Origin of the sequence: Stenotrophomonas sp. YAU14D1_LEIMI4_1 (genome assembly GCF_003086815.1) — a bacterium.
GTDB lineage: Bacteria > Pseudomonadota > Gammaproteobacteria > Xanthomonadales > Xanthomonadaceae > Stenotrophomonas.
This window is the reverse complement of record NZ_CP025997.1, coordinates 3,224,566-3,243,322: the sequence shown is the minus strand read 5'-3', so window position 1 is coordinate 3,243,322 and position 18,757 is coordinate 3,224,566. Positions and strand designations below refer to the sequence as shown.

The following is an 18,757-nucleotide window of genomic DNA, read 5'->3' as shown; positions in this document are numbered from 1 at the left end:
CCCGGGAGTCCAAGCCATGTCCGCTGCCATCGGTCGCCGCAAGCGCCGCAAGCTGAAATCGGAAATCAACGTCGTTCCCTATATCGACGTCATGCTGGTGCTGCTGATCATCTTCATGGTCACCGCGCCGCTGCTCACCCTCAGTTTCGATGTCGATCTGCCCACCTCCAACGCCAAGGCGCTGGAAAGCAAGCAGGACCCGGTCATCGTGTCGGTGCGCCAGGACGGCCAGCTGAGCCTGAAGCTGCCCGACGCCAAGGAACCGACCGCCGTCACCGCCGAGGAACTGGAAGGGCGCCTGTCCGGCATTGCCGCGCAGGACAAGGACGTGCGCGTGATCGTGGCCGCCGACCGTGCCGTGGCCTATGAAAAGGTCATCGCCGCGATGGACGTGATCAAGCGCTCGAAAGTGGACAAGGTAGGCCTGGCCACCGATGCACGCTGACGCCCTGCCACCGCCGCACAAGCAGGAACCGGGCTGGGGCTTGCCCCTGGTCCTGGCCGTGCTGGTGCACCTGCTGGTCGCTCTGGTCTTCATCGGCGCTTGGCTGTGGTCGCCCCAGCGCAACACTGAAGCGGCCGCCGGCGATCCGTCGGTCGAGGCCAGCCTGGCCGTGTCTTCGTCCGAAGCCGCCGCCGCCCGCCAGGCCCTGCGCCAGTCGGAAAAGCTGGAAGAGCTGCCCGAGCCGGTGGCCGAGCCCATTCCGGTGCCCGAAGACACCATTCCGCCGCCGCAGCCGATCGAGGAACCGCGCCCGCAGGACGCGCCCACGCCGCAGCAGCAACAGGCGCAGGAACGCGTGGCCCAGCCCGACACGCAGGACCAGGAAGCGGTCAATGCGCTGGCCATTTCGCAGGAAAAGGCCAAGCAGGAACAGGAAGCCAAGCGCCGCCAGGAACAGATCGACCTGACCGAGCGCAAGCGCCAGGAAGAGGCCGAGCAGAAGGCACGCCTGGCCAAGCAGCAGGAAGAGGACGCCAAGAAGAAGATTGCCGATCAGCAGCGCGTGGCGGCCGACAAGGCCGAAGCGGACCGGCAGAAGAAGATTGCCGAGATCCGCGCCAAGCGTGAGCAGGCCGAAAAGGAAGCCAAACTGGCCGAGCAGAAGCTGCGCCAGGTGGCCGCCGCACGCAACGCCGCCGGCAGTGCCAACGCCGGCAGCAGTGGCCAGACGCAGCCGGCCGGCGGCGGTGGTGGCACCAGTGATGATCTGTCGGCCAAGTACGCCGCTGCGCTGGTCAACAAGATCCGCGGTTCGTGGACCCGTCCCGACAGCGTGCCGCTGGGGCAGAAGTGCCAGATCACCATCACCCAGATTCCGGGTGGGCAGGTGCTGCAGGCCAAGGTGGGTGCCAACTGCCCCTATGACGAGGCCGGCAAGCGCTCGATCGAGGCCGCCGTGCTCAACGCCCAGCCGCTGCCGTACCGCGGCTTCGAACAGGTGTTCGCACGCACGCTCAACCTGACCTTCACCCCGCAGGACTAAGCCCCGGATGTGCACAGATGCCCTCGTCCGCAGCATCGGGCGGGGGGCGTCAGGTCAACGCCGCGTGATGGCGTGGGCTGGCACTGACCCGGAATTCACGTACCCTTGGTTCATGATTGCGAAGCGGTTCACTCGCCGTTTGCTATCCCTCGTACCGGTTTCCCCTCATTGAGCGCTCCATGAAGAAGATGCCTCGCTGGCTTGCCGTGTTTGCGGCCCTGTTGCTGCCCTTCGCTGCCTTCGCGCAGCAGAGGAGCCTTGACCTTGAAATCATCGGCGGCAATGCCTCCGCGCTGCCGATCACCATCGTGCCCATGCCTTACCAGGGTTCGGCCGGTGCCCCGCAGACCGACGTGGCCGGCGTGGTCCGCGCCGACCTGGAGCGTTCGGGCCAGTTCCGTACGCTGCCCGAAGCGCAGATCGTGGAAAAGCCCACCCGTGGCGGCGACATCCAGTTCGCCACCTGGCGCGCGCTGAAGCAGAACTACATCGTGGTCGGCCGGGTGATGGACGCCGGTGCCGGCGCCTACCGCGTGGAATACGAACTGTTCGACGTGCCCAAGGGCGAGCGCCTGCTGGGCCTGGCCATGACCGCCCGTGGCAATGCCATGCGCGATGTGGCGCACCAGATGGCCGATGCCATCTATGAAAAGATCACCGGTGTGCGCGGCGCCTTCTGGACCCGCATCGCCTACATCACCGCCAGCGGCAAGGGCGACGCCATGCGCTATGCGCTGATGGTGGCCGACTCCGATGGCTACAACCCGCAGACCATCGTGCGCTCGGCCGAGCCGCTGCTGTCGCCTTCGTGGAGCCCGGACGGCAGCAAGCTGGCCTACGTCAGCTTCGAGCGTGGCAATTCGGCCATCTACATCCAGAACATCTCCACCGGCGCGCGTGAGCTGGTCACCAGCTTCCGTGGCATCAACAGCGCCCCGGCGTTCTCGCCGGACGGCCGCAAGCTGGCCCTGACCCTGTCGCGTTCGGGCAATCCGGAAATCTACGTGATGGACCTGGGCAGCAAGCAGCTGACCCAGCTGACCAACCACTTCGCCATCGATACCGAGCCGACCTGGGCCGCCGATGGCAGCGCGGTTTACTTCACCTCCGACCGTGGCGGTCGCCCGCAGGTCTACAAGGTCGGTGCCGGCGGCGGCAGCGCCGAGCGCGTCACCTTCCAGGGCAACTACAACGCCAAGCCTTCGGTGTCCTACGACGGCAAGAAGATCGTGGTGGCGCAGGGTTCGGGCAACAGCTACAAGATCGCCATGATGGACAGCTCGCTGGGCTCGCCGCGCTGGAGCACCCTGTCCCCGGGCTCGCTGGACGAATCGCCCAGCTTCGCCCCGAACGCCAGCATGGTGTTGTACGCCGCCCGCGAGGGTGGCCGTGGTGTGCTGTACGCCGTTTCGGCCGATGCACGGGTGCGCCAGCGCCTGGTCCTGGCTGACGGTGATGTGCGCGAACCGGCATGGTCCCCCTACCGTACCCAGCGCTAAAAGAGTGTTAATATTTCCGCTGTTTTGAACCCCTCATCGGCCTAGGAGCCACAAAGGTATTGCCATGAACAAGACCACCCGCGTTCTGCTTGTTTCCCTGCTGTCTGTGGCCGTCCTGGCCGGTTGCTCGAAGAAGGTGAAGGAAGAAGCCCCGGCTTCGGTCGACACCGGTTCGACCACCCAGCCGACCGGTCCGGCTACCTCCGGCCTGTACGGCCCGGGCGACCTGGACACCGACGCTTGCCTGCGCCAGCGCGTTGTCTACTTCGACCTGGACAAGGAAGACGTGAAGCCGGAATTCCAGGCGATCATGGCTTGCCACGCCAAGTACCTGCGTGACCGTCCGTCCTCGCGCATCACCCTGCAGGGCCACACCGACGAGCGCGGTTCGCGCGCGTACAACCAGGCCCTGGGCGAGCGTCGTGGCAATGGCGTGAACTCGGCCCTGCAGGCCAACGGTGGTTCGGCTTCGCAGCTGACCGTCGTGTCCTACGGTGAAGAGCGTCCGGTCTGCACCGAGTCGAACGAGTCCTGCTGGTCGCAGAACCGTCGCGTCGAAATCGTCTACACCGCGCAGTAATCCATGCGCATCGGCATCAAACTGATGCTGGTCGTTGCGGCAGCCCTCGTGGCTGCCGCACCGGCGCAGGCACAGCGACAGAGCCTGGCCGATCGTGTCGGCGCGCTCGAGCAGCAGATGTACAACAACAGTGCCAACCAGGACCTGTTGAACCAGATCAATCAGCTGCGCCAGCAGGTCACCAGCCTGCAGGCTTCCATCGAGCAACTGCAGCACGACAACGCCCAGCTGAAGCAGTCCGCCCAGGACCAGTACCTGGATCTGGACAGCCGCCTGAACCGGTTGGAAGGGGGCTCTGCCGCCCCGGCCCTGCCGCCCGTTCCGGCCGGTGCTTCCACCGCGCCCAAGGCCCCCGCGGCCCCGGCCAAGCCCACTGCAGCGGCCACTTCCGAGCGGCCGCCATCGGTGCACGGGGATCCGGGTAGCCTGGTTGCTACCGGCGATGAACGTACCGCCTACAACGTCGCTTTCGACGCGTTGAAGGCCGGCAAGTACGACGATTCGGCGCAGCTGTTCCTCAGCTTCCTCGAGCTGTACCCCAATGGCGTCTACGCCCCCAATGCCTTGTATTGGCTGGGCGAAAGCTACTACGCCACCCGCAATTTCCCGATGGCCGAGTCCCAGTTCCGCGAACTGCTCTCGCGCTATCCCACCCACGACAAGGCCGCCGGCGGCCTGCTGAAGGTCGGCCTCTCGCAGTATGGCGAGGGCAAGGTTGACCAGGCCCAGCAGACCCTGGAAACCGTCGTGGCGCAGTACCCGGGTTCGGATGCCGCGCGCACCGCCCAGGACCGCCTGCAGTCCATCCGCCTGGGCCAGCAGATCCGCTGAGCCGCTGCCCCGGCGTACAATGCGTCACCCGTAGAGCCGAGCCCATGCTCGGCTGCTTGCGTTGTAGTCCCTGTAGAGCCGAGCCCTGCTCGGCTGCCTTTGCTTGTGGCGCCCGGCCATCCATCGGGCTGCCCGCCCCATGAAGAAGTGCCCGCCATGACCGCCGTCCCCCTGTCCGCCGCCGTCGCCACGCCCAGCGAGATCGTGCAGTCACCCTTGCCCCGGCTGAAGATCACCGAGATCTTCACCTCGCTGCAGGGTGAAGCCGATACCGCCGGTTGGCCGACCGTGTTCGTGCGCCTGACCGGCTGCCCGCTGCGCTGCCAGTACTGCGACACGGCCTACGCCTTCCACGGCGGCACCTGGTGGGATATCGACGACATCGTGGCCGAAGTGCTGGCCCAGGGCGTGCACCACGTCTGCGTGACCGGCGGCGAGCCGCTGGCGCAGAAGCGCTGCCTGATCCTGCTGGAAAAGCTCTGCGATGCCGGCCTGGACGTCTCGCTGGAAACCTCCGGCGCGCTGGATGTGAGCGCGGTCGATCCGCGCGTGTCCCGCGTGGTCGACATCAAGACCCCCGGTTCGGCCGAAGTGGCGCGTAACCGCTGGGAAAACCTGCCGCTGCTGACCCGCCGCGACCAGATCAAGTTCGTCATCTGCAGCCGCGAAGATTACGACTGGGCCAAGGGCCTGCTGGCCGAACACGATCTGGTGAAGCGCTGCACCGTGTTCTTCTCGCCCAGCAAGGGCGAGATCACCGCCCGCCAACTGGCCGACTGGATCGTGGAAGACCGCCTGCCGGTGCGCTTCCAGATGCAGTTGCATAAAATCCTGTGGAACGACGAACCGGGCCGATGAGCCCGGGCGTAGTGCCCTGATGTAGTTCCGGCGCGGGACAGCGTGCTGGCTTTCCCCTCCCAACCGGAAGATTTCCCCATGAAGAAGGCAGTCGTGCTTCTCTCCGGCGGCATGGATTCAGCCGCCGTCATCGCCATGGCCCAGGAACAGGGCTTCGCCGTACACGCCCTGAGCGTGCGCTACGGCCAGCGCCACACCTCTGAACTGGACGCCGCCGCTCGCGTGGCCAAGGCCATGGGCGTGGTCGCGCACAAGACCGTGGACGTGGACCTGCGCAGCATCGGCGGTTCGGCACTGACCGACGATATCGACGTGCCCGAAGCGGGCGGCGAGGGCATTCCGGTCACCTACGTGCCGGCACGCAACACCATCATGCTGTCGCTGGCCCTGGGCTGGGCCGAAGTGCTGGGCGCCAACGACCTGTTCTGCGGCGTGAACGCCGTGGACTACTCGGGCTACCCGGACTGCCGCCCCGAGTTCATCGCCGCCTTCCAGGCGCTGGCCAACCTGGCTACCAAGGCCGGCGTGGAAGGCGCGGGCATCCGCGTGCACGCACCGCTGCAGTTCCTCAGCAAGGCGCAGATCGTGAGCGAAGGCGTGCGCCTGGGCGTGGATTTCGGCCTGACCGTGTCCTGCTACAACGCCGATGCCAACGGCGCCGCCTGCGGCCACTGCGACGCCTGCCGCCTACGCGCCCAAGGCTTCGCCGACGCCGGCGTAGCGGACCCGACCCTCTACGCCTGATCGGCCCGCTTTGGCGGGTGCGACCACCCGAATGATGGGTGCGAACCGCCCGATTGGTAGGTGCGAACCTTGGTTCGCACGCTTTTGCCTTCCCACCAAGCCATCAAAGTAGGGTAAAATGCCGACCCCGCCGAAAGGTTGGGCATGCATGGGCCGTTAGCTCAGTCGGTAGAGCAGAAGACTTTTAATCTTTTGGTCGATGGTTCGAATCCATCACGGCCCACCAATGCAGCAATGACTCAGGCGCCCGATGGGCGCCTTTTTCATTTCGCCTACTTCGCCTCAGCGCGCTTGGCCCGCGCGGCCTCGCGCTCCGCCGCCGCATGAGCGGCCACATCGGCCGCCCTGGCCGCAGCATCCGCTGCGCGCTGGGCAGCCATGCGATCCGCATCGAACTGCACTTGGCGCTGCGCAGCGTGGCGACGTTCCAGTTCCAGCGAAGCCGCGAAGCTTTCCGGGTGCTTGGCGGCGCAGGCCTGCTGCACCAGATTCACCGCGCGATCGGACAGGCCTGGCTGGATGTTGCCGAGCAGGCAGTCGCCGTAGGGCGCGGAAGGGGATGAAGCAGCGGCCAGCGCGGCCATCATCAATGCATTCAACATGTGTACCTCCTTGTAGGCTGCAGATAGAGCGAGTTACGCCTCGATTAGAACACGGCTGTGTTCCGTCAACCGCTCACCCAATGGTGGCGCCTGTTCCGGTCTGTGTCTTCCTTCACTCGGCCGCAACAAGATTGACTTTGATTCGATAGCCCAAGGTGGTAGCGGTTCGACTGAGGGTTCTCAGCGTGAGGCCTGTATTGGATTCATTCAATATCCGGTCCAGATGAGAACGACTGGTGTGCATGCGCTTCGCCAAGGCCGCCTTGCCGGTGTTCGTCGCCGTCATTGCGTCGATAACCTGCCATGCAAACTCCCGCTTCAGAGCCACGGCTGCCGATTCGTGCAATTCTTCGGATTCGAGAACGTCGTCGACGTTTGAACCAACGTGTTTGTTCCTGCTCACTTGATACCCCCATTGCCTCGCATTCTGGCGAGCTATACATGTGGCCTTCGAGCTCCATGGGGGCTCGAAGGTTGCGCCGATACGCGAGCACTACACGGGCGGCCGGATCTCCCCACACACCTTCTCCGCCAAGCCACGCAGGGCCAGGAACAAGCCGTCCACCACGCCCTCATCCAGATGCTGCGCAGGCGTACCGGTCAGCCGACAACGCTCGGCGGCATGCAGTACTTCCGCGACGGTCAGCAACCCAACGGCGGCACGTTCTGTCCGCGCCAGCGCCAGTTGCCTACCGGGCGGCAATCCGGTTTCCGGCCACGGCTGTCCATCTGCGGCATCGCCACGGCGAATGCCCTTCAGGCATCCCCAGACGGTGCTGAGTTCGGGGGCGGGGTTGTCATCGTCATTCACGCTGTCGTGGTGGGCGTACAGCGGATGCGGCGGCGGTAGGGTCATGTCGGCGTCCTCGGCAAAAGGGCAGGCGTGCCACCGTGCGGGGCGGGTGGCGGGCGGTGCGTGGCTGCAAGCCGGAATGACATCAAGCAATTGACCGGCGGGCCCGAAGGCCCCCACGCACCGCCCACCATGAAGGCCGACGGATCACCCGCCGGCACCATCCAGAGACAGTGCCGACGGGCGAGCGTAAACAACGTGCTTGATTGTCATTCCGGGCTTGCAGGCCCGGTGCCACCCGTTGTCGGTGGCGCTGCATGTTGGTTACGCCCGCGCTTGGGTTTCAATCAGAATTGTCTGAAACAGCGTTCCAACCCCAGGGCGCACCTGCATTGTTGCAGGTGCAGCCAGCGCAGCAAGCGACAGCGCAGGACGCTTCCGCGCCAGCGGCTGGCGGATTGCGCTCAAACATGTCGCAAAGCGCGAAGCAATGCGCGACTGCTGTGAGCGCCTTCCATGATCCAAGCAAAGGCGCTGATGCGTGACGAGCGCGGCGCGTCGGTCCAAACGCGACATGCGCGCCCTACATCCACTCACGCCAGATAACGCTGGAACCACGCCAGCGTGCGCTCCCACGCCAGATCGGCGGCGGCCTTGTCGTAGCGCGGTGTCGAATCGTTGTGGAAGCCGTGGTTGGTACCCGGGTACACATACGCCTGGTAATGCGTGCCGGCCTGTTTCAGCGCGGCCTCGTACGCCGGCCAGGTGGCATTGACGTTGTCATCCTTCTCGGCGAAGTGCAGCAGCAGCGGCGCCTTGATGCGTGGCACGTCTTTTGGGTCGGCCTGGCGCCCGTAGAACGGCACCGCCGCGTCCAGTTCCGGGTAGGCCACAGCCGCCGCATTGCTGACGCCGCCGCCATAGCAGAAACCGGTGATGCCGACCTTGCCGCTGGCCTGTGCATGCGCGCGCAGATATTCGATGGCCGCGAAGAAATCGTTCATCAGTTTCTGCGGATCGACCTGCTTCTGCAGTTCGCGGCCGCGATCATCATTGCCCGGATAACCGCCTACCGAACTCAGGCCATCCGGTGCCAGTGCGATGTAGCCGGCCTTGGCCACGCGGCGCGCCACGTCTTCGATATAGGGATTCAAACCACGGTTCTCGTGCACCACCACCACCGCGGGCAGGCGCTTTTCCAGCTTGGCCGGGCGCACGAAGTAGCCGCGTACCTGGCCATGTCCGTTGGGCGAGGGGTAGGTGAGGTATTCGGCGTGGATATCGGGATCGGTGAAGGACACCTGCTGCGCCAATGCGTAGTCGGGCGTGAGCGCGGCCAGCAGCGTGCCCGCAGTGACACCAGCCACGGCGAAGGCCGCAGCGCGATCCAGGAAATCGCGGCGGCTCATGCGCCCATGCACGTAACCGTCGTACAGCTCCAGCAGTTCGGCGGGAAAGTCCTTGGCGGTCAGTCGGGTCATGCGGGCACTCCAGGGGCAGGGGCGAATGCCGAATCTAGCACTGTCCTGCCGCAGGCCGTTATGCTCGAAGAATTTCCGGTGAAGGATTCCACCATGCGCGCGTTCGTGCTTCCGTTCCTGCTTCTGGCCGCCTGCGCCGTACCGCTGCACGCGGCCGAACCGGCGCCGCCCGCGCAGTCGGCTGCCGCCGCGCCGTTGGCCGTCGGCGAAACCTTCACGATCGAATCGAAGGCATTGGGCGAAACCCGCCGCATCAACGTCTACCGGCCGCAGCCCTGGGGGCTGGACCCGAAGACGCCGCTGCCGGTGCTGTACATGCCCGACGGTGGCATCGGCGAAGATTTCCTGCACGTGGCGGGGCTGGTGCAGGTGCTGACCGGCAACGGCAGCATGCGCCCGTTCCTGCTGGTGGGCATCGAAAACACCGAGCGCCGCCGCGACATGACCAGCCCCAGCAGCGACCCGCAGGACCAGAAGATTGCCCCGCGCATTGGCGGTTCGGCGGCCTACCGCAGCTTCCTGCGCGATGAACTGATGCCGCAGGTGCGTCAGCGCTACGCCACCACTGACGAACGCGCGCTGATGGGCGAATCGCTGGCCGGCCTGTTCGTGGTGGAAACCCTGCTGCAGGAACCGGGGCTGTTCAACAGCTATATCGCGCTGGACCCCAGCCTGTGGTGGAACAAGGGCGCGTTGCTGGCGGCGGCGCCGAAGCGCTTGCCGGCCGTGGCCAAGGCGGGCCCGCGCGTGTTCCTGGCCAGCAGTGGCCAGCCGGAACTGGCCGCTGCCAGCGCCAAACTTGCCACGCTGCTGCAGCAGGCCTCGCCGTCGCCGCTGGTGAAGTACCAGCCGCTGCCGGATGAAACCCACGCCACGATCTACCACCCGGCCGCGCTGCAGGCACTGCGCACCTTGTTCCCGCTGCCCGCCGCCGCGCCGGCCGTTGCCGAAGCCGCGCCGGCGCAGCCGTATGTAGCGCTGCCCGATACCCAGACGCTGCGTGTGCACGATCCGGCGGGCCGCGATTATCCCATCTGGGTGGCCTTGCCGGCCGGCTATGCCGAACACCCGCAGAAGCGCTATCCGGTGCTGTACGTGACCGATGCGCTGTACAGCTTCCCGCTGGTGCGCAGCGTGCGCAACCTGGTGGGGCAGCAGGGGCAGAACATCGAGGACTTCATCCTGGTCGGGTTGCCGCCGCAGGAAGGCCTGACGTCCAAGCAGAGCCGCTCGCGCGACTACACGCCCAGCAACCCGGCGCGTATTCCTGCCGACTACTACAGCAGCGATGTGACCTACGGCGGCGCCGCGCATTACCGCGATTTCCTGGCCGCGCAGGTGCTGCCGCTGGTCGATGCGCGCTACCGCACCGATGCGGCCCGACGCACGTTCGCCGGGCATTCCTATGGCGCCCTGTTTGGCGCGTATGTGCTGACCACGCAGCCGGACCTGTTCAGCACCTACATCCTGTCCAGCCCTTCGCTGTGGTTCGACCAGGGGCTGCTGCCGCGCCTGCAGGAGGCCGCTGTCATCCCCGCGCAGCCGACCCGCGTGCTGCTGTCGGTTGGCGGCTACGAAACCATCAAGCCCGGCCCGCGCTATTCCACCGGCAATGACATGCTGCGGCAGGCGGCCGATTTCACCACCCAGCTGCAGCGCCCTGGCCGCAACCTGCAGGTGGACAACGTTGTGATCGACGGCGAAGACCATCTGACCGTGTACCCGCGGGTGATCACCCGTGCGCTGTTGGACGTGCTGCCGGGGGAGGGGCCGTATACCGGTGGCTGATGGTTGCCGCCATCCACGCATGGCGTGGATCTACTGACGGCGGAGCCGTGGCGTGGATGCAGGTAGATCCACGCCATGCGCGGATGAGGGCGCTACGCTGCCTGCGCGTCCGGCCCGGTCAACACGCCGGCATCGGCGTGGCGGAAGCACAGCCGGATCGCATCCAGCAGCTCGCTCATGTTGTACGGCTTGGGCAGGAAATGAATGCCTGCGCGCAGTTGTGGCAGCACGCTGTGCTGGTCCATGCCCGAGGTGACCAGGATCGGCAGCTGCGGGTACAGCCCGCGCACCTGGTTGGCCGCCTCGATGCCACTGACCCGGCCCAGGTTGACGTCGGTGAACAGCAGATCGAAGCGTTCACCGGCGGCCAGCAGGCCCAGCGCGGCCTCGGCGCTGCTGACGCCCACCACGTGGCAGGCCTGGCTTTCCAGCGCCATGCGGCTCAGCTCGCGGGTTTCTTCGGCATCCTCGATCAGCAGGACGCGCGGTTCAACGTGGCGCTTGGACAGCAACATGACGCGACAACTCCGGACAGCAGCGGTGAAAAGGCGCGCAAGTATGCCCGCCGCCCCAGTGAGGCCGGTGTGCAGGGCACGCTAAACCGGCGTTACACGGCATGTTGCCGAACAGTCATCGATAGACAGGTACAGTCAAGGACAGACTGAAAGGAGCGACGCCCATGCAGTGCCCCGTGTGTACCACCCAGACCCTGCAGATGGCCGAGCGCCATGGCATTGAAATCGACTACTGCCCCAGCTGCCGCGGCGTGTGGCTGGACCGTGGTGAACTGGACAAGATCATCGAGCGGGCTGGCGCTGCTGCGGGCGCTGCCGTGGCGCCGCCGGCACCGGTGCAGGCACCGCCGCAGGTGGCCGCGCAGGTGGTGCATCGTGATACCCGCCATCTGGGCCAGCGCTATGACGACAGCCGCGGGCAGCATGGGCAGGGTTACAAGAAAAAGAAGAAGGAAAGCTTCCTGTCGGAGCTGTTTGATTTCTGAGAACGGCAGTTAGAGTCGAGCTTGCTCGACTGCAGGAGAAGCAGTCGAGCATGGCTCGACTCTACAAGAAGCGAAAGGCAGTCGAGCAAGCTCGACTCTACCGGCGGCGCAGGATGTATTCGCGGTCGTGGGTGCTGCCGACGATGAAGTCGTACTCGCCGGCTTTTTCGCAGCCGTAGCGTGCGTAGAAGCGCTGGGCGGCGACGTTTTCTTCCCACACGCCCACCCACAGGGTGCGGCGTTGCGGCTGGTCCAGCCAGGCGATGAAGGCGTCCATCAGGCGCGCGCCGTGGCCGCGGTTGTGGTGCGCGGCCAGGATGTACAGGCGCTTCAGTTCAATATCACCATCGCGCGCTTCGGCGTGCGGCAGGGTGTTGGCGCCGGCCGCCAGGTAGCCGACCACCTGTTCGCCGTCCAGCAGCAACCAGACGGCGCTGCGTGGGTCGCACAGTTCTTCGCGCTGCGGCGCCAGGCCGTAGTGTTCCTGCAGGAAGACGTCCAGTTCCTGCGGCGGGTACGAGTCGCCCCAGGTTTCGGTGTACGTGGCAATGGCAATGGCCGAAAGCGCTTCGGCATCGGCCAGGGTGGCGCGGCGGATCTGCAGGGACATGGCGGTGGCGGTGGTCAAGCGTGGCGCAGTGTAGCCGGCCCCGGCGCGAACCGGGGCCGTGCAGTGCCTTAGAACCACATGCGCACGCCCGCGACCCAGCGCGTGTCGCGTGCGTGGTCGCCGGCATGGTCGGCGGCATCACCGAAGCTGCGCTCGTGGCTGATGCCGATGTACGGCGCGAAGCGGCGGCTGAACTCGTTGCGCAGGCGCAGGCCGGCCTCGATCTTGTTCAGGCCCTGGCCAATACCGTGCTCCGGTTCATCCTTGGCCGCCAGCGTGGCTTCCACCAGTGGTTGCAGGATCAGCCGGTTGGTCAGCAGTACGTCGTATTCCACTTCGGCCTTGGCCAGCACCTGCCCGCCGGAACCCAGGTACAGCGTGGCCGAGCTTTCGAACTTGTACGGCGCCAGGCCCTGGATGCCGATCGCCGCCCAGGTGCGCGAATCGGCGGGGCGGAAATCCTGTCGGACGCCGACCAGCACGTCCCACCACGGCGAGACGCTGCGGCCGTACAGTGCTTCCAGCGATGAGGATTCGGTGCGACCGCCACTGCGTTCACCATCGCTGCGCAGCCACAGACGGTTGATGTCGCCGCCGATCCAGCCGCTGGCTTCCCAGGCCTGGCCCTTGCCGTCCTGGCCATCCCAGTGTTCCAGGCGGTCGATCAGCAGCAGGCTGTTGATCTGCGGCGCATGTTCCATCGCATCGTGATTGATGGGCGGGAAGGCCGCGGCGCGGTCAGCGTCGGTAGGCACGGGGATGGGTTCGCGGGGTTCGCTGGGCGCAGGCATGGCGTGGCCCATCGCGGCGTGGTCCATCTGCGCGTGGTCCATCGTTGAATGGTCCATCTTCGAATGATCCATCTTCGAATGGTCCATCTTCGAATGATCGACCGGTGCCGCTGCGGGCATGGCCATGTCATGGCCGGCATGCGACTGCGCGAAGGCGGGCAGGGCAGTGGCCAGGCCCACGGCCAACAGACTGCGGGAGACGAGGCGGCTCATTCTTCGATCCTCACTTCGCGCATCATGCCCGCTTCCATGTGGTACAGCAGATGGCAGTGGTAGGCCCAGCGGCCCAGTGCATCGGCACGGACGCGGTAGCTGCGGCGGGTGCCAGGCGGCATGTCCACGGTGTGCTTGCGCACCTGGAACTCACCGGCGGCGTTTTCCACATCGCTCCACACACCGTGCAGGTGGATCGGGTGCTGCATCATGGTGTCGTTCACCAGCACGATGCGCATGCGCTCGCCGTAGTTCAGCCGCAGCGGTTCGGCACTGGCGAAGGGAACGCCGTCGAACGACCAGGCGAATTTCTCCATGTGCCCGGTCAGGTGCAGCTCGATCTCGCGGCCGGGCTCGCGGCCATCCGGGTCGTCGAACAGGCTGTGCATTGCACCGTAGGTCAGTACCTGGCGGCCGTTGTCGCGCAGGCCGATGCCGGGGTCATCCAGCTTGGGTTCGGTGGCGCCGCTGCGCATGTCCACCAGCGGGCTGGCCAGTTCGCTGGCCGAATGCTTCGGCGCCTTGCTGGCGGCAGCGCTGCCATGCGCGCTGTGGTCCATGTGGGCGCCACAGCCACCCTCCATGCTTTTCATGGCTGCCATGTCGTGGCCGCCGTGGCCCGCCATGTCATGCCCCGACATGTCATGCCCCATGTCGCTCATCGTCAGCAGTGGGCGCGGGTCGCGCTGCGGAATCGGCGCCTGCAGGCCATGACGCACGGCCAGGGTACCGGCGGCAAAGCCGGTGCGGCCCATGTCCTGGCAGAAGATGGTGAAGGCGTCCTGGCCGCTGGGCTCCACCAGCACGTCGTAGGTCTCGGCCGGGGCGATGCGGAATTCATCGATGCTGACCGGGTGGATGTACTGGCCGTCGGCGGCCACCACGGTCATCTTCAGGCCGGGAATGCGCACGTCGAAATAGGTCATCGAGGCGCCGTTGATGAAGCGCAGCAGCACCTTTTCGCCACTGCGGAACAGCCCGGTCCAGTTGCCGGCCGGCGCCGTGCCGTTCATCAGGTAGGTGTAGGTGTGCGCATTGACGTCGGAAATATCGGTGGGGGTCATCCGCATGCGGCCCCACATGCCGCGGTCGGACAGCGCCGCCGACCAGCCGTCGCGGCGCACGTCGCGCACGAAGTCGGGCAGGGTGCGCTTGTAGTAGTTGTCATGCTCGGCCAGCTTCTTCATGCGCCGGAACAGCGCGCCCGGGTCCATGTCGGTCCAGTCCGACAGCAGGACCACGTGCTCGCGGTCGTGCTGGTACGGGGCCGGTTCGGCGGGGTCGATGATCAGCGCGCCGTACAGGCCGGCCTGTTCCTGGAACATCGAATGGCTGTGGTACCAGTAGGTGCCCGACTGCTTCAGCTGGAAGTGGTAGTGGTAGGTCTCGCCGGGGCCGATGCCGTTGAAGCTGAGCCCGGGCACGCCGTCCATGTTGGCCGGCAGCAGGATGCCGTGCCAGTGGATGGAGGTGGGGTGGCGGTCCAGCGTGTTGCGCACGAACAGGTCCACGGTCTGGCCTTCGCGCCAGCGCAGGATGGGCGCCGGCAGCGAGCCGTTCACGGTGATCGCCGGGCGGGTGCGGCCGGTGAAGTTGGCCAGTGATTCGCCGATGGCCAGTTCAACGCGGGTGTCGGTGAGCACGGCCGGTGCGCCGGCCAGGCGTGGCGTGGCGCTGGCAGCGGCAAGCGCGCGCTGCGGCACGCCGATGGCGGTGGCGCCAGCGACCACGCCGCCAGCGGCCAGGCCCTGTACGAACAGGCGGCGCGACGGCATGGGCAGGGCGCCCGGGCCGGGGGGAATACGGGTATTCATGGGTGACTCCGGAACACGGGTACGACCGGCACAGGGCCGGCAGCGAAGCGCGGTGCGCCCGCAGGCGCGCGGAATCAGCCGATGGGAGGGCGTGAGAGGGGCGGCAGCGGCGGCGCGGGACGGCCGCTGGCGTGCACCGGCGGCGGTGCCAGCGACCATGCCGGGCCGACCGGCAGGGCCAGCGGCTGCACGGCCAACAGGGGCTGCTGGGCACAGCTGCGCACGCAGTCCTTCATCTGGCAGTGGCGGTCGTGGGCCGGGGCCTGGGTTTCGGGGGCCGGTTCGGCCTGCATGCCAGCATGGTGGTGGCAGTCGGGTTCAATTGCCGCCGCGCTGGCGTTTTCATGCGCCATCGGGCCCATCTGCGCGTGCCCACTGGCCATGGCCGCGTTCACCCCGTTGAGCAACAGGCTGAGCATGAGCACGACACGCAGCAGGGTGGAGGCGACGGACATGGGCATCAATCTAGCGGCAAGCGGGGCGGGATGCACACCCGCATGAACAAGCGGTTCAAGGTTGGAGCAGGGCCAGGGTGTGTCATCCCGCGGCCGCACATTACCCTTCCTCGCGCACGATCTCGACCAGGCGCGGGCCGTAGCGGCTGAGCTTGGTGCCACCGATGCCGCCCACCCGGGCCAGTTCATCCAGCGAGGTCGGGCGCTGTTCGGCAATGTTGCGCAGGGTGCTGTCGTGGAAGATCACGAAGGCCGGCACGTTCTGTTCGCGCGCCAGTTCGGCCCGCAGGCCGCGCAGGGCGTTGAACAGGGCCAGGTCCTGCGGCAGCACCGACAGGCCGGTGCGTTGCGCGCTGCGTTCGCGGCCTGCGGTGGCGCTGGCGGCATCGCGGCGCATGCTGATCTGGCGGCGCCCGGTCAGCACTGCGCGGCTGGCGTCGGTCAGGCGCAGGCCGCCATGGCCCTCGCTGTCCACTTCCAGCAGGCTGGCCGCCACCAGTTGCCGGAACACGCTGCGCCAAGTGCGCGCATCCAGGTCGCGGCCGATGGCGTAGGTACTCAGCTTGTCGTGGCCCTGCTGCTTGATCTTCTCGTTCTCGCTGCCGCGCAGGATATCGATCAGGTGGCCCACGCCGAAGCGCTGGCCGCTGCGGTACACGCAGCTCAGGGCCTTCTGCGCGGGAATGGTGGCATCCCAGGCCGCCGGCGGGGTCAGGCAGTTGTCACAGTTGCCGCAGGGCTGCGGATAGGTTTCGCCGAAACCGGCCAGCAGCACCTGGCGGCGGCACTGCATGGATTCGCAGTAGCCCAGCAGATGGTCCAGCTTGGACCGTTCCAGCTGCTTGCGCTCTTCGCTGGCTTCGGACTGCTCGATCATCTGCTTCAGCAGCACCACATCGCCCAGGCCGTAGCACAGCCAGGCCTCGGCGGCCTCGCCATCGCGGCCGGCGCGGCCGGTTTCCTGGTAGTAGCCTTCCATCGATTTGGGCAGGTCGGTATGCGCCACGAAGCGCACATCCGGCTTGTCGATGCCCATGCCGAAGGCGATGGTGGCGCACATGACGATGCCATCCTCGCGCAGGAAGCGGCGCTGGTTGTTGGCGCGCACTTCCGGCGGCAGGCCGGCGTGGTAGGGCAAGGCATTGAAGCCCTGGCCGCAGAGGAATTCGGCGGTTTCTTCCACCTTGCGCCGCGACATGCAGTAGACGATACCGGCCTCGCTGCGGTGGCCGCGCAGGAAATCGGTCAGCTGCTTGCGCGCGTTGTCCTTCTGCACCACGGTGTAGCGGATGTTGGGGCGGTCGAAGGAGCTGACGAAGTGGCGGGCCTGGGCCAGGTCCAGGCGCTCGGCGATCTCGCGCTGGGTGGGCGGATCGGCGGTGGCGGTCAGGGCGATGCGCGGAATGTCCGGCCAGCGCTCGTGCAGCACCGTCAGCTGGCGGTATTCCGGGCGGAAATCGTGGCCCCACTGCGACACGCAGTGCGCTTCGTCGATGGCGAACAGCGCGATGTGGCTGCGCGAGAGCAGGGACAGGAAGCGGCCGGTCAGCAGGCGCTCGGGGGCGACATAGAGCATGTCCAGTTCGCCGGCCAGCAGTTCGCGCTCGACCCGGGCGGCGGTTTCGCCATCCAGGGTCGAATTCAGGTATTCGGCGCGCACGCCGAGCTGGCGCAGGGCTTCCACCTGGTCCTGCATGAGTGCGATGAGCGGGGAGATGACGATGCCGCAACCGTCACGCAGCAGGGCCGGGACCTGGTAGCAGAGCGACTTGCCGCCGCCGGTGGGCATCAGCACCAGGGCGTCATGGCCGGCAGCCACATGCTCCACGATGTCCTGCTGGGGACCACGGAAATCGTCGTAACCAAAGACGCGTTGGAGCAGATCGTGCGCAGGACGGGAAGCCATCCACCTAGTTTACCCCGGCGGGGGTGGTAGGGGTTCGGCAGGGCTGCGCCCTGCACCGCTGTAGAGTCGAGCCATGCTCGACTGAAGCAACGTCAAAAGCGGGCTATCCGTGGGTTGGCGGGGCGGTGTCGGATTGCGGGGACGCCGCAAGTACGTCCATGTAGGCTTGGCCGCGGCATCCATGCCGCGGACACCCCGCAATCCGACACCGCCCCGCCTCTGACGGGTTCACGCGGCTGTGGGTAGGTGTCGACCTTGGTCGACACATCTGTCAGATATCGAATGAACAAAATGGGGTCGGAGCCGTTTTCCTGCGGAAAACGGGTCCGACCCCAAGCTTTGCCGGCAGATCGCGGAGGTCTGTCGGAGGCGGGCTGGGTCCGGTTGAGGGGGTATCCGCGCCATGGATGGCGGCTGTGGGTAGGTGTCGACCTTGGTCGACACATCTGTCAGACATCGAATGAATCTTCCACGCGTGGCGTGGCTCTACTGTGTCGACCAAGGTCCACACCTACCAGAGCATTGGGCCGTTCCGGCAGATCGCGCAGGTCTGTCGAAGGCGGGGTGGGTCCGGTTGCGGGGTATCCGCGCCATGGATGGCGCGGCTAAACCCCCATGGATGGGTTTACGGCGTCCCCCTCAACCGGACCCACCCCGCCAACCCACAGGAAACCCGCCTTCGACGTTGCTTCAGTCGAGCATGGCTACAGGGGGGGGGGGCAGGGCTGCAAGCCCTGCCGAAAAACCCCCAAACCCTTACTGGAGCAGGGAGCGCAGCATCCAGGCGTATTTCTCGTGGGTCTGCAGGCGCTGGGTCATCAGATCTTCGGTCGGGGCGTCGTCGGCATCGTCGGCCACGTCCAGCACTTCACGCGCCGTACGGCACACCGCTTCGTTGGCGACCACCAACTGGCGTACCATTTCACGCCAGTCCGCGCTGTCGGTCAGGCCCGGCTCCTCGGCAATCGAGGTCAGCGCAGCGAATTCCCGGTAGGAGCCCGGGGCATTGAACCCCAGGGCGCGGATGCGCTCGGCCACATCGTCCAGAGCCGCCCATTGCTCGGTGTACTGGGTCTCGAACATGGTGTGCAGCGAATTGAACATCGACCCGGTCACGTTCCAGTGGAAGTTGTGGGTCTTCAGGTAGAGCGTGAACGCATCGGCCTGGAACCGCGACAGACCGTCGGCGATCTTCTTGCGGTTGCCCTGGGTGATCCCGATATCGATGTTGGGTGCCGACGGCGCCGCCGCCGCAAGCTTCTGCTTGCCGGTCTTGGGCTTGGTCGTGCTCTTGGTCTTCGCCAT

The 18,757-nt window shown here is 66.4% G+C and carries 20 protein-coding genes, 1 tRNA gene and 1 pseudogene; 11 read left to right on the top strand and 11 right to left on the bottom strand.

All coding sequences use genetic code 11. From position 1 onward, the window contains the following. Nucleotides 1-16: 16 nt before the first annotated feature. The 8 genes from tolR to C1932_RS15020 all read left to right on the top strand — a co-directional run bounded on the left by tolR (nucleotide 17) and on the right by C1932_RS15020 (nucleotide 6,225). Complete coding sequence (tolR, locus tag C1932_RS15055) at nucleotides 17-445, top strand: protein TolR (protein WP_108753920.1); 429 nt, start codon at nucleotides 17-19, stop codon at nucleotides 443-445. Further along, entirely contained in the window at nucleotides 435-1,487 is a 1,053-nt protein-coding gene (gene tolA, locus C1932_RS15050; RefSeq protein WP_108762705.1) for a cell envelope integrity protein TolA, read from the top strand. The genes tolR and tolA overlap by 11 nt, the downstream gene beginning before the upstream one ends. Before the next feature lie 179 nt (nucleotides 1,488-1,666). Next, the gene (gene tolB / locus C1932_RS15045; protein WP_108762704.1) at nucleotides 1,667-2,986 is read left to right on the top strand and encodes a Tol-Pal system beta propeller repeat protein TolB; all 1,320 of its coding nucleotides are present in this window, start codon (nucleotides 1,667-1,669) and stop codon (nucleotides 2,984-2,986) included. 64 nt (nucleotides 2,987-3,050) lie between these two features. Next, nucleotides 3,051-3,566 carry a peptidoglycan-associated lipoprotein Pal gene (gene pal / locus C1932_RS15040; protein WP_108762703.1) on the top strand — a complete coding sequence of 172 codons (516 nt, stop codon included), beginning with the start codon at nucleotides 3,051-3,053 and terminating at the stop codon, nucleotides 3,564-3,566. Between the two features lie 3 nt (nucleotides 3,567-3,569). Continuing rightward, nucleotides 3,570-4,397 (top strand): tol-pal system protein YbgF, encoded by an 828-nt coding sequence (gene ybgF / locus C1932_RS15035; RefSeq protein ID WP_108762702.1) that lies wholly within the window; start codon nucleotides 3,570-3,572, stop codon nucleotides 4,395-4,397. Between the two features lie 156 nt (nucleotides 4,398-4,553). Further along, nucleotides 4,554-5,255: a 7-carboxy-7-deazaguanine synthase QueE gene (gene queE / locus C1932_RS15030; RefSeq protein WP_108750842.1), complete on the top strand. Its 702-nt coding sequence runs from the start codon at nucleotides 4,554-4,556 to the stop codon at nucleotides 5,253-5,255. Nucleotides 5,256-5,333: 78 nt separating this feature from the next. Then, nucleotides 5,334-5,999: a 7-cyano-7-deazaguanine synthase QueC gene (gene queC, locus C1932_RS15025; protein ID WP_108750841.1), complete on the top strand. Its 666-nt coding sequence runs from the start codon at nucleotides 5,334-5,336 to the stop codon at nucleotides 5,997-5,999. Nucleotides 6,000-6,149: 150 nt separating this feature from the next. Further along, nucleotides 6,150-6,225 (top strand) — tRNA-Lys (locus tag C1932_RS15020). A 46-nt stretch (nucleotides 6,226-6,271) separates the two neighbouring features. On the opposite strand, the gene C1932_RS15015 is transcribed toward C1932_RS15020, so the two are convergent. From C1932_RS15015 to yghX, 4 genes are all read right to left on the bottom strand, one after another. Further along, nucleotides 6,272-6,601 (bottom strand): hypothetical protein, encoded by a 330-nt coding sequence (locus C1932_RS15015; RefSeq protein WP_108762701.1) that lies wholly within the window; start codon nucleotides 6,599-6,601, stop codon nucleotides 6,272-6,274. 112 nt (nucleotides 6,602-6,713) lie between these two features. After that, nucleotides 6,714-7,004: an XRE family transcriptional regulator gene (locus C1932_RS15010; protein ID WP_108762700.1), complete on the bottom strand. Its 291-nt coding sequence runs from the start codon at nucleotides 7,002-7,004 to the stop codon at nucleotides 6,714-6,716. A 90-nt stretch (nucleotides 7,005-7,094) separates the two neighbouring features. Then, nucleotides 7,095-7,457: a hypothetical protein gene (locus tag C1932_RS15005; RefSeq protein ID WP_108762699.1), complete on the bottom strand. Its 363-nt coding sequence runs from the start codon at nucleotides 7,455-7,457 to the stop codon at nucleotides 7,095-7,097. 530 nt (nucleotides 7,458-7,987) lie between these two features. Beyond that, entirely contained in the window at nucleotides 7,988-8,875 is an 888-nt protein-coding gene (gene yghX / locus C1932_RS15000; protein ID WP_108750838.1) for a YghX family hydrolase, read from the bottom strand. A gap of 93 nt (nucleotides 8,876-8,968) precedes the next feature. Between yghX and C1932_RS20055 the strand changes: the two are divergent. Together C1932_RS20055 and C1932_RS14995 are read left to right on the top strand one after the other, a co-directional pair. Beyond that, nucleotides 8,969-9,796 (top strand): annotated as a pseudogene (locus C1932_RS20055) (alpha/beta hydrolase-fold protein); the annotation flags it as partial. Then, nucleotides 9,797-10,663 carry an alpha/beta hydrolase-fold protein gene (locus tag C1932_RS14995; RefSeq protein WP_325051535.1) on the top strand — a complete coding sequence of 289 codons (867 nt, stop codon included), beginning with the start codon at nucleotides 9,797-9,799 and terminating at the stop codon, nucleotides 10,661-10,663. It abuts the pseudogene before it with no gap. A 92-nt stretch (nucleotides 10,664-10,755) separates the two neighbouring features. On the opposite strand, the gene C1932_RS14990 is transcribed toward C1932_RS14995, so the two are convergent. Next, nucleotides 10,756-11,178 (bottom strand): response regulator, encoded by a 423-nt coding sequence (locus C1932_RS14990; RefSeq protein WP_108750836.1) that lies wholly within the window; start codon nucleotides 11,176-11,178, stop codon nucleotides 10,756-10,758. 164 nt (nucleotides 11,179-11,342) lie between these two features. Here C1932_RS14990 and C1932_RS14985 point away from each other — a divergent pair, with 164 nt between their 5' ends. Continuing rightward, entirely contained in the window at nucleotides 11,343-11,663 is a 321-nt protein-coding gene (locus C1932_RS14985; RefSeq protein WP_108762698.1) for a zf-TFIIB domain-containing protein, read from the top strand. Nucleotides 11,664-11,760: 97 nt separating this feature from the next. Here the strand turns inward: C1932_RS14985 and C1932_RS14980 are convergent, their stop codons facing one another. The 6 genes from C1932_RS14980 to C1932_RS14955 form a co-directional block, all read right to left on the bottom strand. Continuing rightward, on the bottom strand, nucleotides 11,761-12,273 hold the full coding sequence (locus tag C1932_RS14980; protein WP_108762697.1) for a GNAT family N-acetyltransferase: 513 nt from the start codon (nucleotides 12,271-12,273) through the stop codon (nucleotides 11,761-11,763). Between the two features lie 68 nt (nucleotides 12,274-12,341). Then, nucleotides 12,342-13,277 (bottom strand): copper resistance protein B, encoded by a 936-nt coding sequence (locus C1932_RS14975; RefSeq protein ID WP_108762696.1) that lies wholly within the window; start codon nucleotides 13,275-13,277, stop codon nucleotides 12,342-12,344. Continuing rightward, nucleotides 13,274-15,091 carry a copper resistance system multicopper oxidase gene (locus tag C1932_RS14970; protein ID WP_108762695.1) on the bottom strand — a complete coding sequence of 606 codons (1,818 nt, stop codon included), beginning with the start codon at nucleotides 15,089-15,091 and terminating at the stop codon, nucleotides 13,274-13,276. Before C1932_RS14970 ends, C1932_RS14975 begins: the two co-directional genes overlap by 4 nt. Before the next feature lie 74 nt (nucleotides 15,092-15,165). Beyond that, nucleotides 15,166-15,546 carry a CopL family metal-binding regulatory protein gene (locus C1932_RS14965; RefSeq protein ID WP_108762694.1) on the bottom strand — a complete coding sequence of 127 codons (381 nt, stop codon included), beginning with the start codon at nucleotides 15,544-15,546 and terminating at the stop codon, nucleotides 15,166-15,168. A 100-nt stretch (nucleotides 15,547-15,646) separates the two neighbouring features. After that, nucleotides 15,647-17,452, bottom strand: a complete 1,806-nt coding sequence (gene recQ, locus C1932_RS14960) for a DNA helicase RecQ (RefSeq protein ID WP_108753906.1) — start codon at nucleotides 17,450-17,452, stop codon at nucleotides 15,647-15,649. Between the two features lie 756 nt (nucleotides 17,453-18,208). Next, a complete protein-coding gene (locus tag C1932_RS14955; protein ID WP_108753905.1) occupies nucleotides 18,209-18,757 on the bottom strand; it encodes a Dps family protein in 549 nt (182 codons plus the stop codon).

What these genes read in the sequence shown, in the direction of transcription:
- tolR (WP_108753920.1), top strand. Translation starts at nt 17, where the DNA reads ATGTCCGCTGCCATCGGTCGCCGCAAGCGCCGCAAGCTGAAATCGGAA.
- tolA (WP_108762705.1), top strand. Translation starts at nt 435, where the DNA reads ATGCACGCTGACGCCCTGCCACCGCCGCACAAGCAGGAACCGGGCTGG.
- tolB (WP_108762704.1), top strand. Translation starts at nt 1,667, where the DNA reads ATGAAGAAGATGCCTCGCTGGCTTGCCGTGTTTGCGGCCCTGTTGCTG.
- pal (WP_108762703.1), top strand. Translation starts at nt 3,051, where the DNA reads ATGAACAAGACCACCCGCGTTCTGCTTGTTTCCCTGCTGTCTGTGGCC.
- ybgF (WP_108762702.1), top strand. Translation starts at nt 3,570, where the DNA reads ATGCGCATCGGCATCAAACTGATGCTGGTCGTTGCGGCAGCCCTCGTG.
- queE (WP_108750842.1), top strand. Translation starts at nt 4,554, where the DNA reads ATGACCGCCGTCCCCCTGTCCGCCGCCGTCGCCACGCCCAGCGAGATC.
- queC (WP_108750841.1), top strand. Translation starts at nt 5,334, where the DNA reads ATGAAGAAGGCAGTCGTGCTTCTCTCCGGCGGCATGGATTCAGCCGCC.
- C1932_RS15015 (WP_108762701.1), bottom strand. Translation starts at nt 6,601, where the DNA reads ATGTTGAATGCATTGATGATGGCCGCGCTGGCCGCTGCTTCATCCCCT.
- C1932_RS15005 (WP_108762699.1), bottom strand. Translation starts at nt 7,457, where the DNA reads ATGACCCTACCGCCGCCGCATCCGCTGTACGCCCACCACGACAGCGTG.
- yghX (WP_108750838.1), bottom strand. Translation starts at nt 8,875, where the DNA reads ATGACCCGACTGACCGCCAAGGACTTTCCCGCCGAACTGCTGGAGCTG.
- C1932_RS14990 (WP_108750836.1), bottom strand. Translation starts at nt 11,178, where the DNA reads ATGTTGCTGTCCAAGCGCCACGTTGAACCGCGCGTCCTGCTGATCGAG.
- C1932_RS14985 (WP_108762698.1), top strand. Translation starts at nt 11,343, where the DNA reads ATGCAGTGCCCCGTGTGTACCACCCAGACCCTGCAGATGGCCGAGCGC.
- C1932_RS14980 (WP_108762697.1), bottom strand. Translation starts at nt 12,273, where the DNA reads ATGTCCCTGCAGATCCGCCGCGCCACCCTGGCCGATGCCGAAGCGCTT.
- C1932_RS14975 (WP_108762696.1), bottom strand. Translation starts at nt 13,277, where the DNA reads ATGAGCCGCCTCGTCTCCCGCAGTCTGTTGGCCGTGGGCCTGGCCACT.
- C1932_RS14970 (WP_108762695.1), bottom strand. Translation starts at nt 15,091, where the DNA reads ATGAATACCCGTATTCCCCCCGGCCCGGGCGCCCTGCCCATGCCGTCG.
- C1932_RS14965 (WP_108762694.1), bottom strand. Translation starts at nt 15,546, where the DNA reads ATGTCCGTCGCCTCCACCCTGCTGCGTGTCGTGCTCATGCTCAGCCTG.
- recQ (WP_108753906.1), bottom strand. Translation starts at nt 17,452, where the DNA reads ATGGCTTCCCGTCCTGCGCACGATCTGCTCCAACGCGTCTTTGGTTAC.
- C1932_RS14955 (WP_108753905.1), bottom strand. Translation starts at nt 18,757, where the DNA reads ATGGCGAAGACCAAGAGCACGACCAAGCCCAAGACCGGCAAGCAGAAG.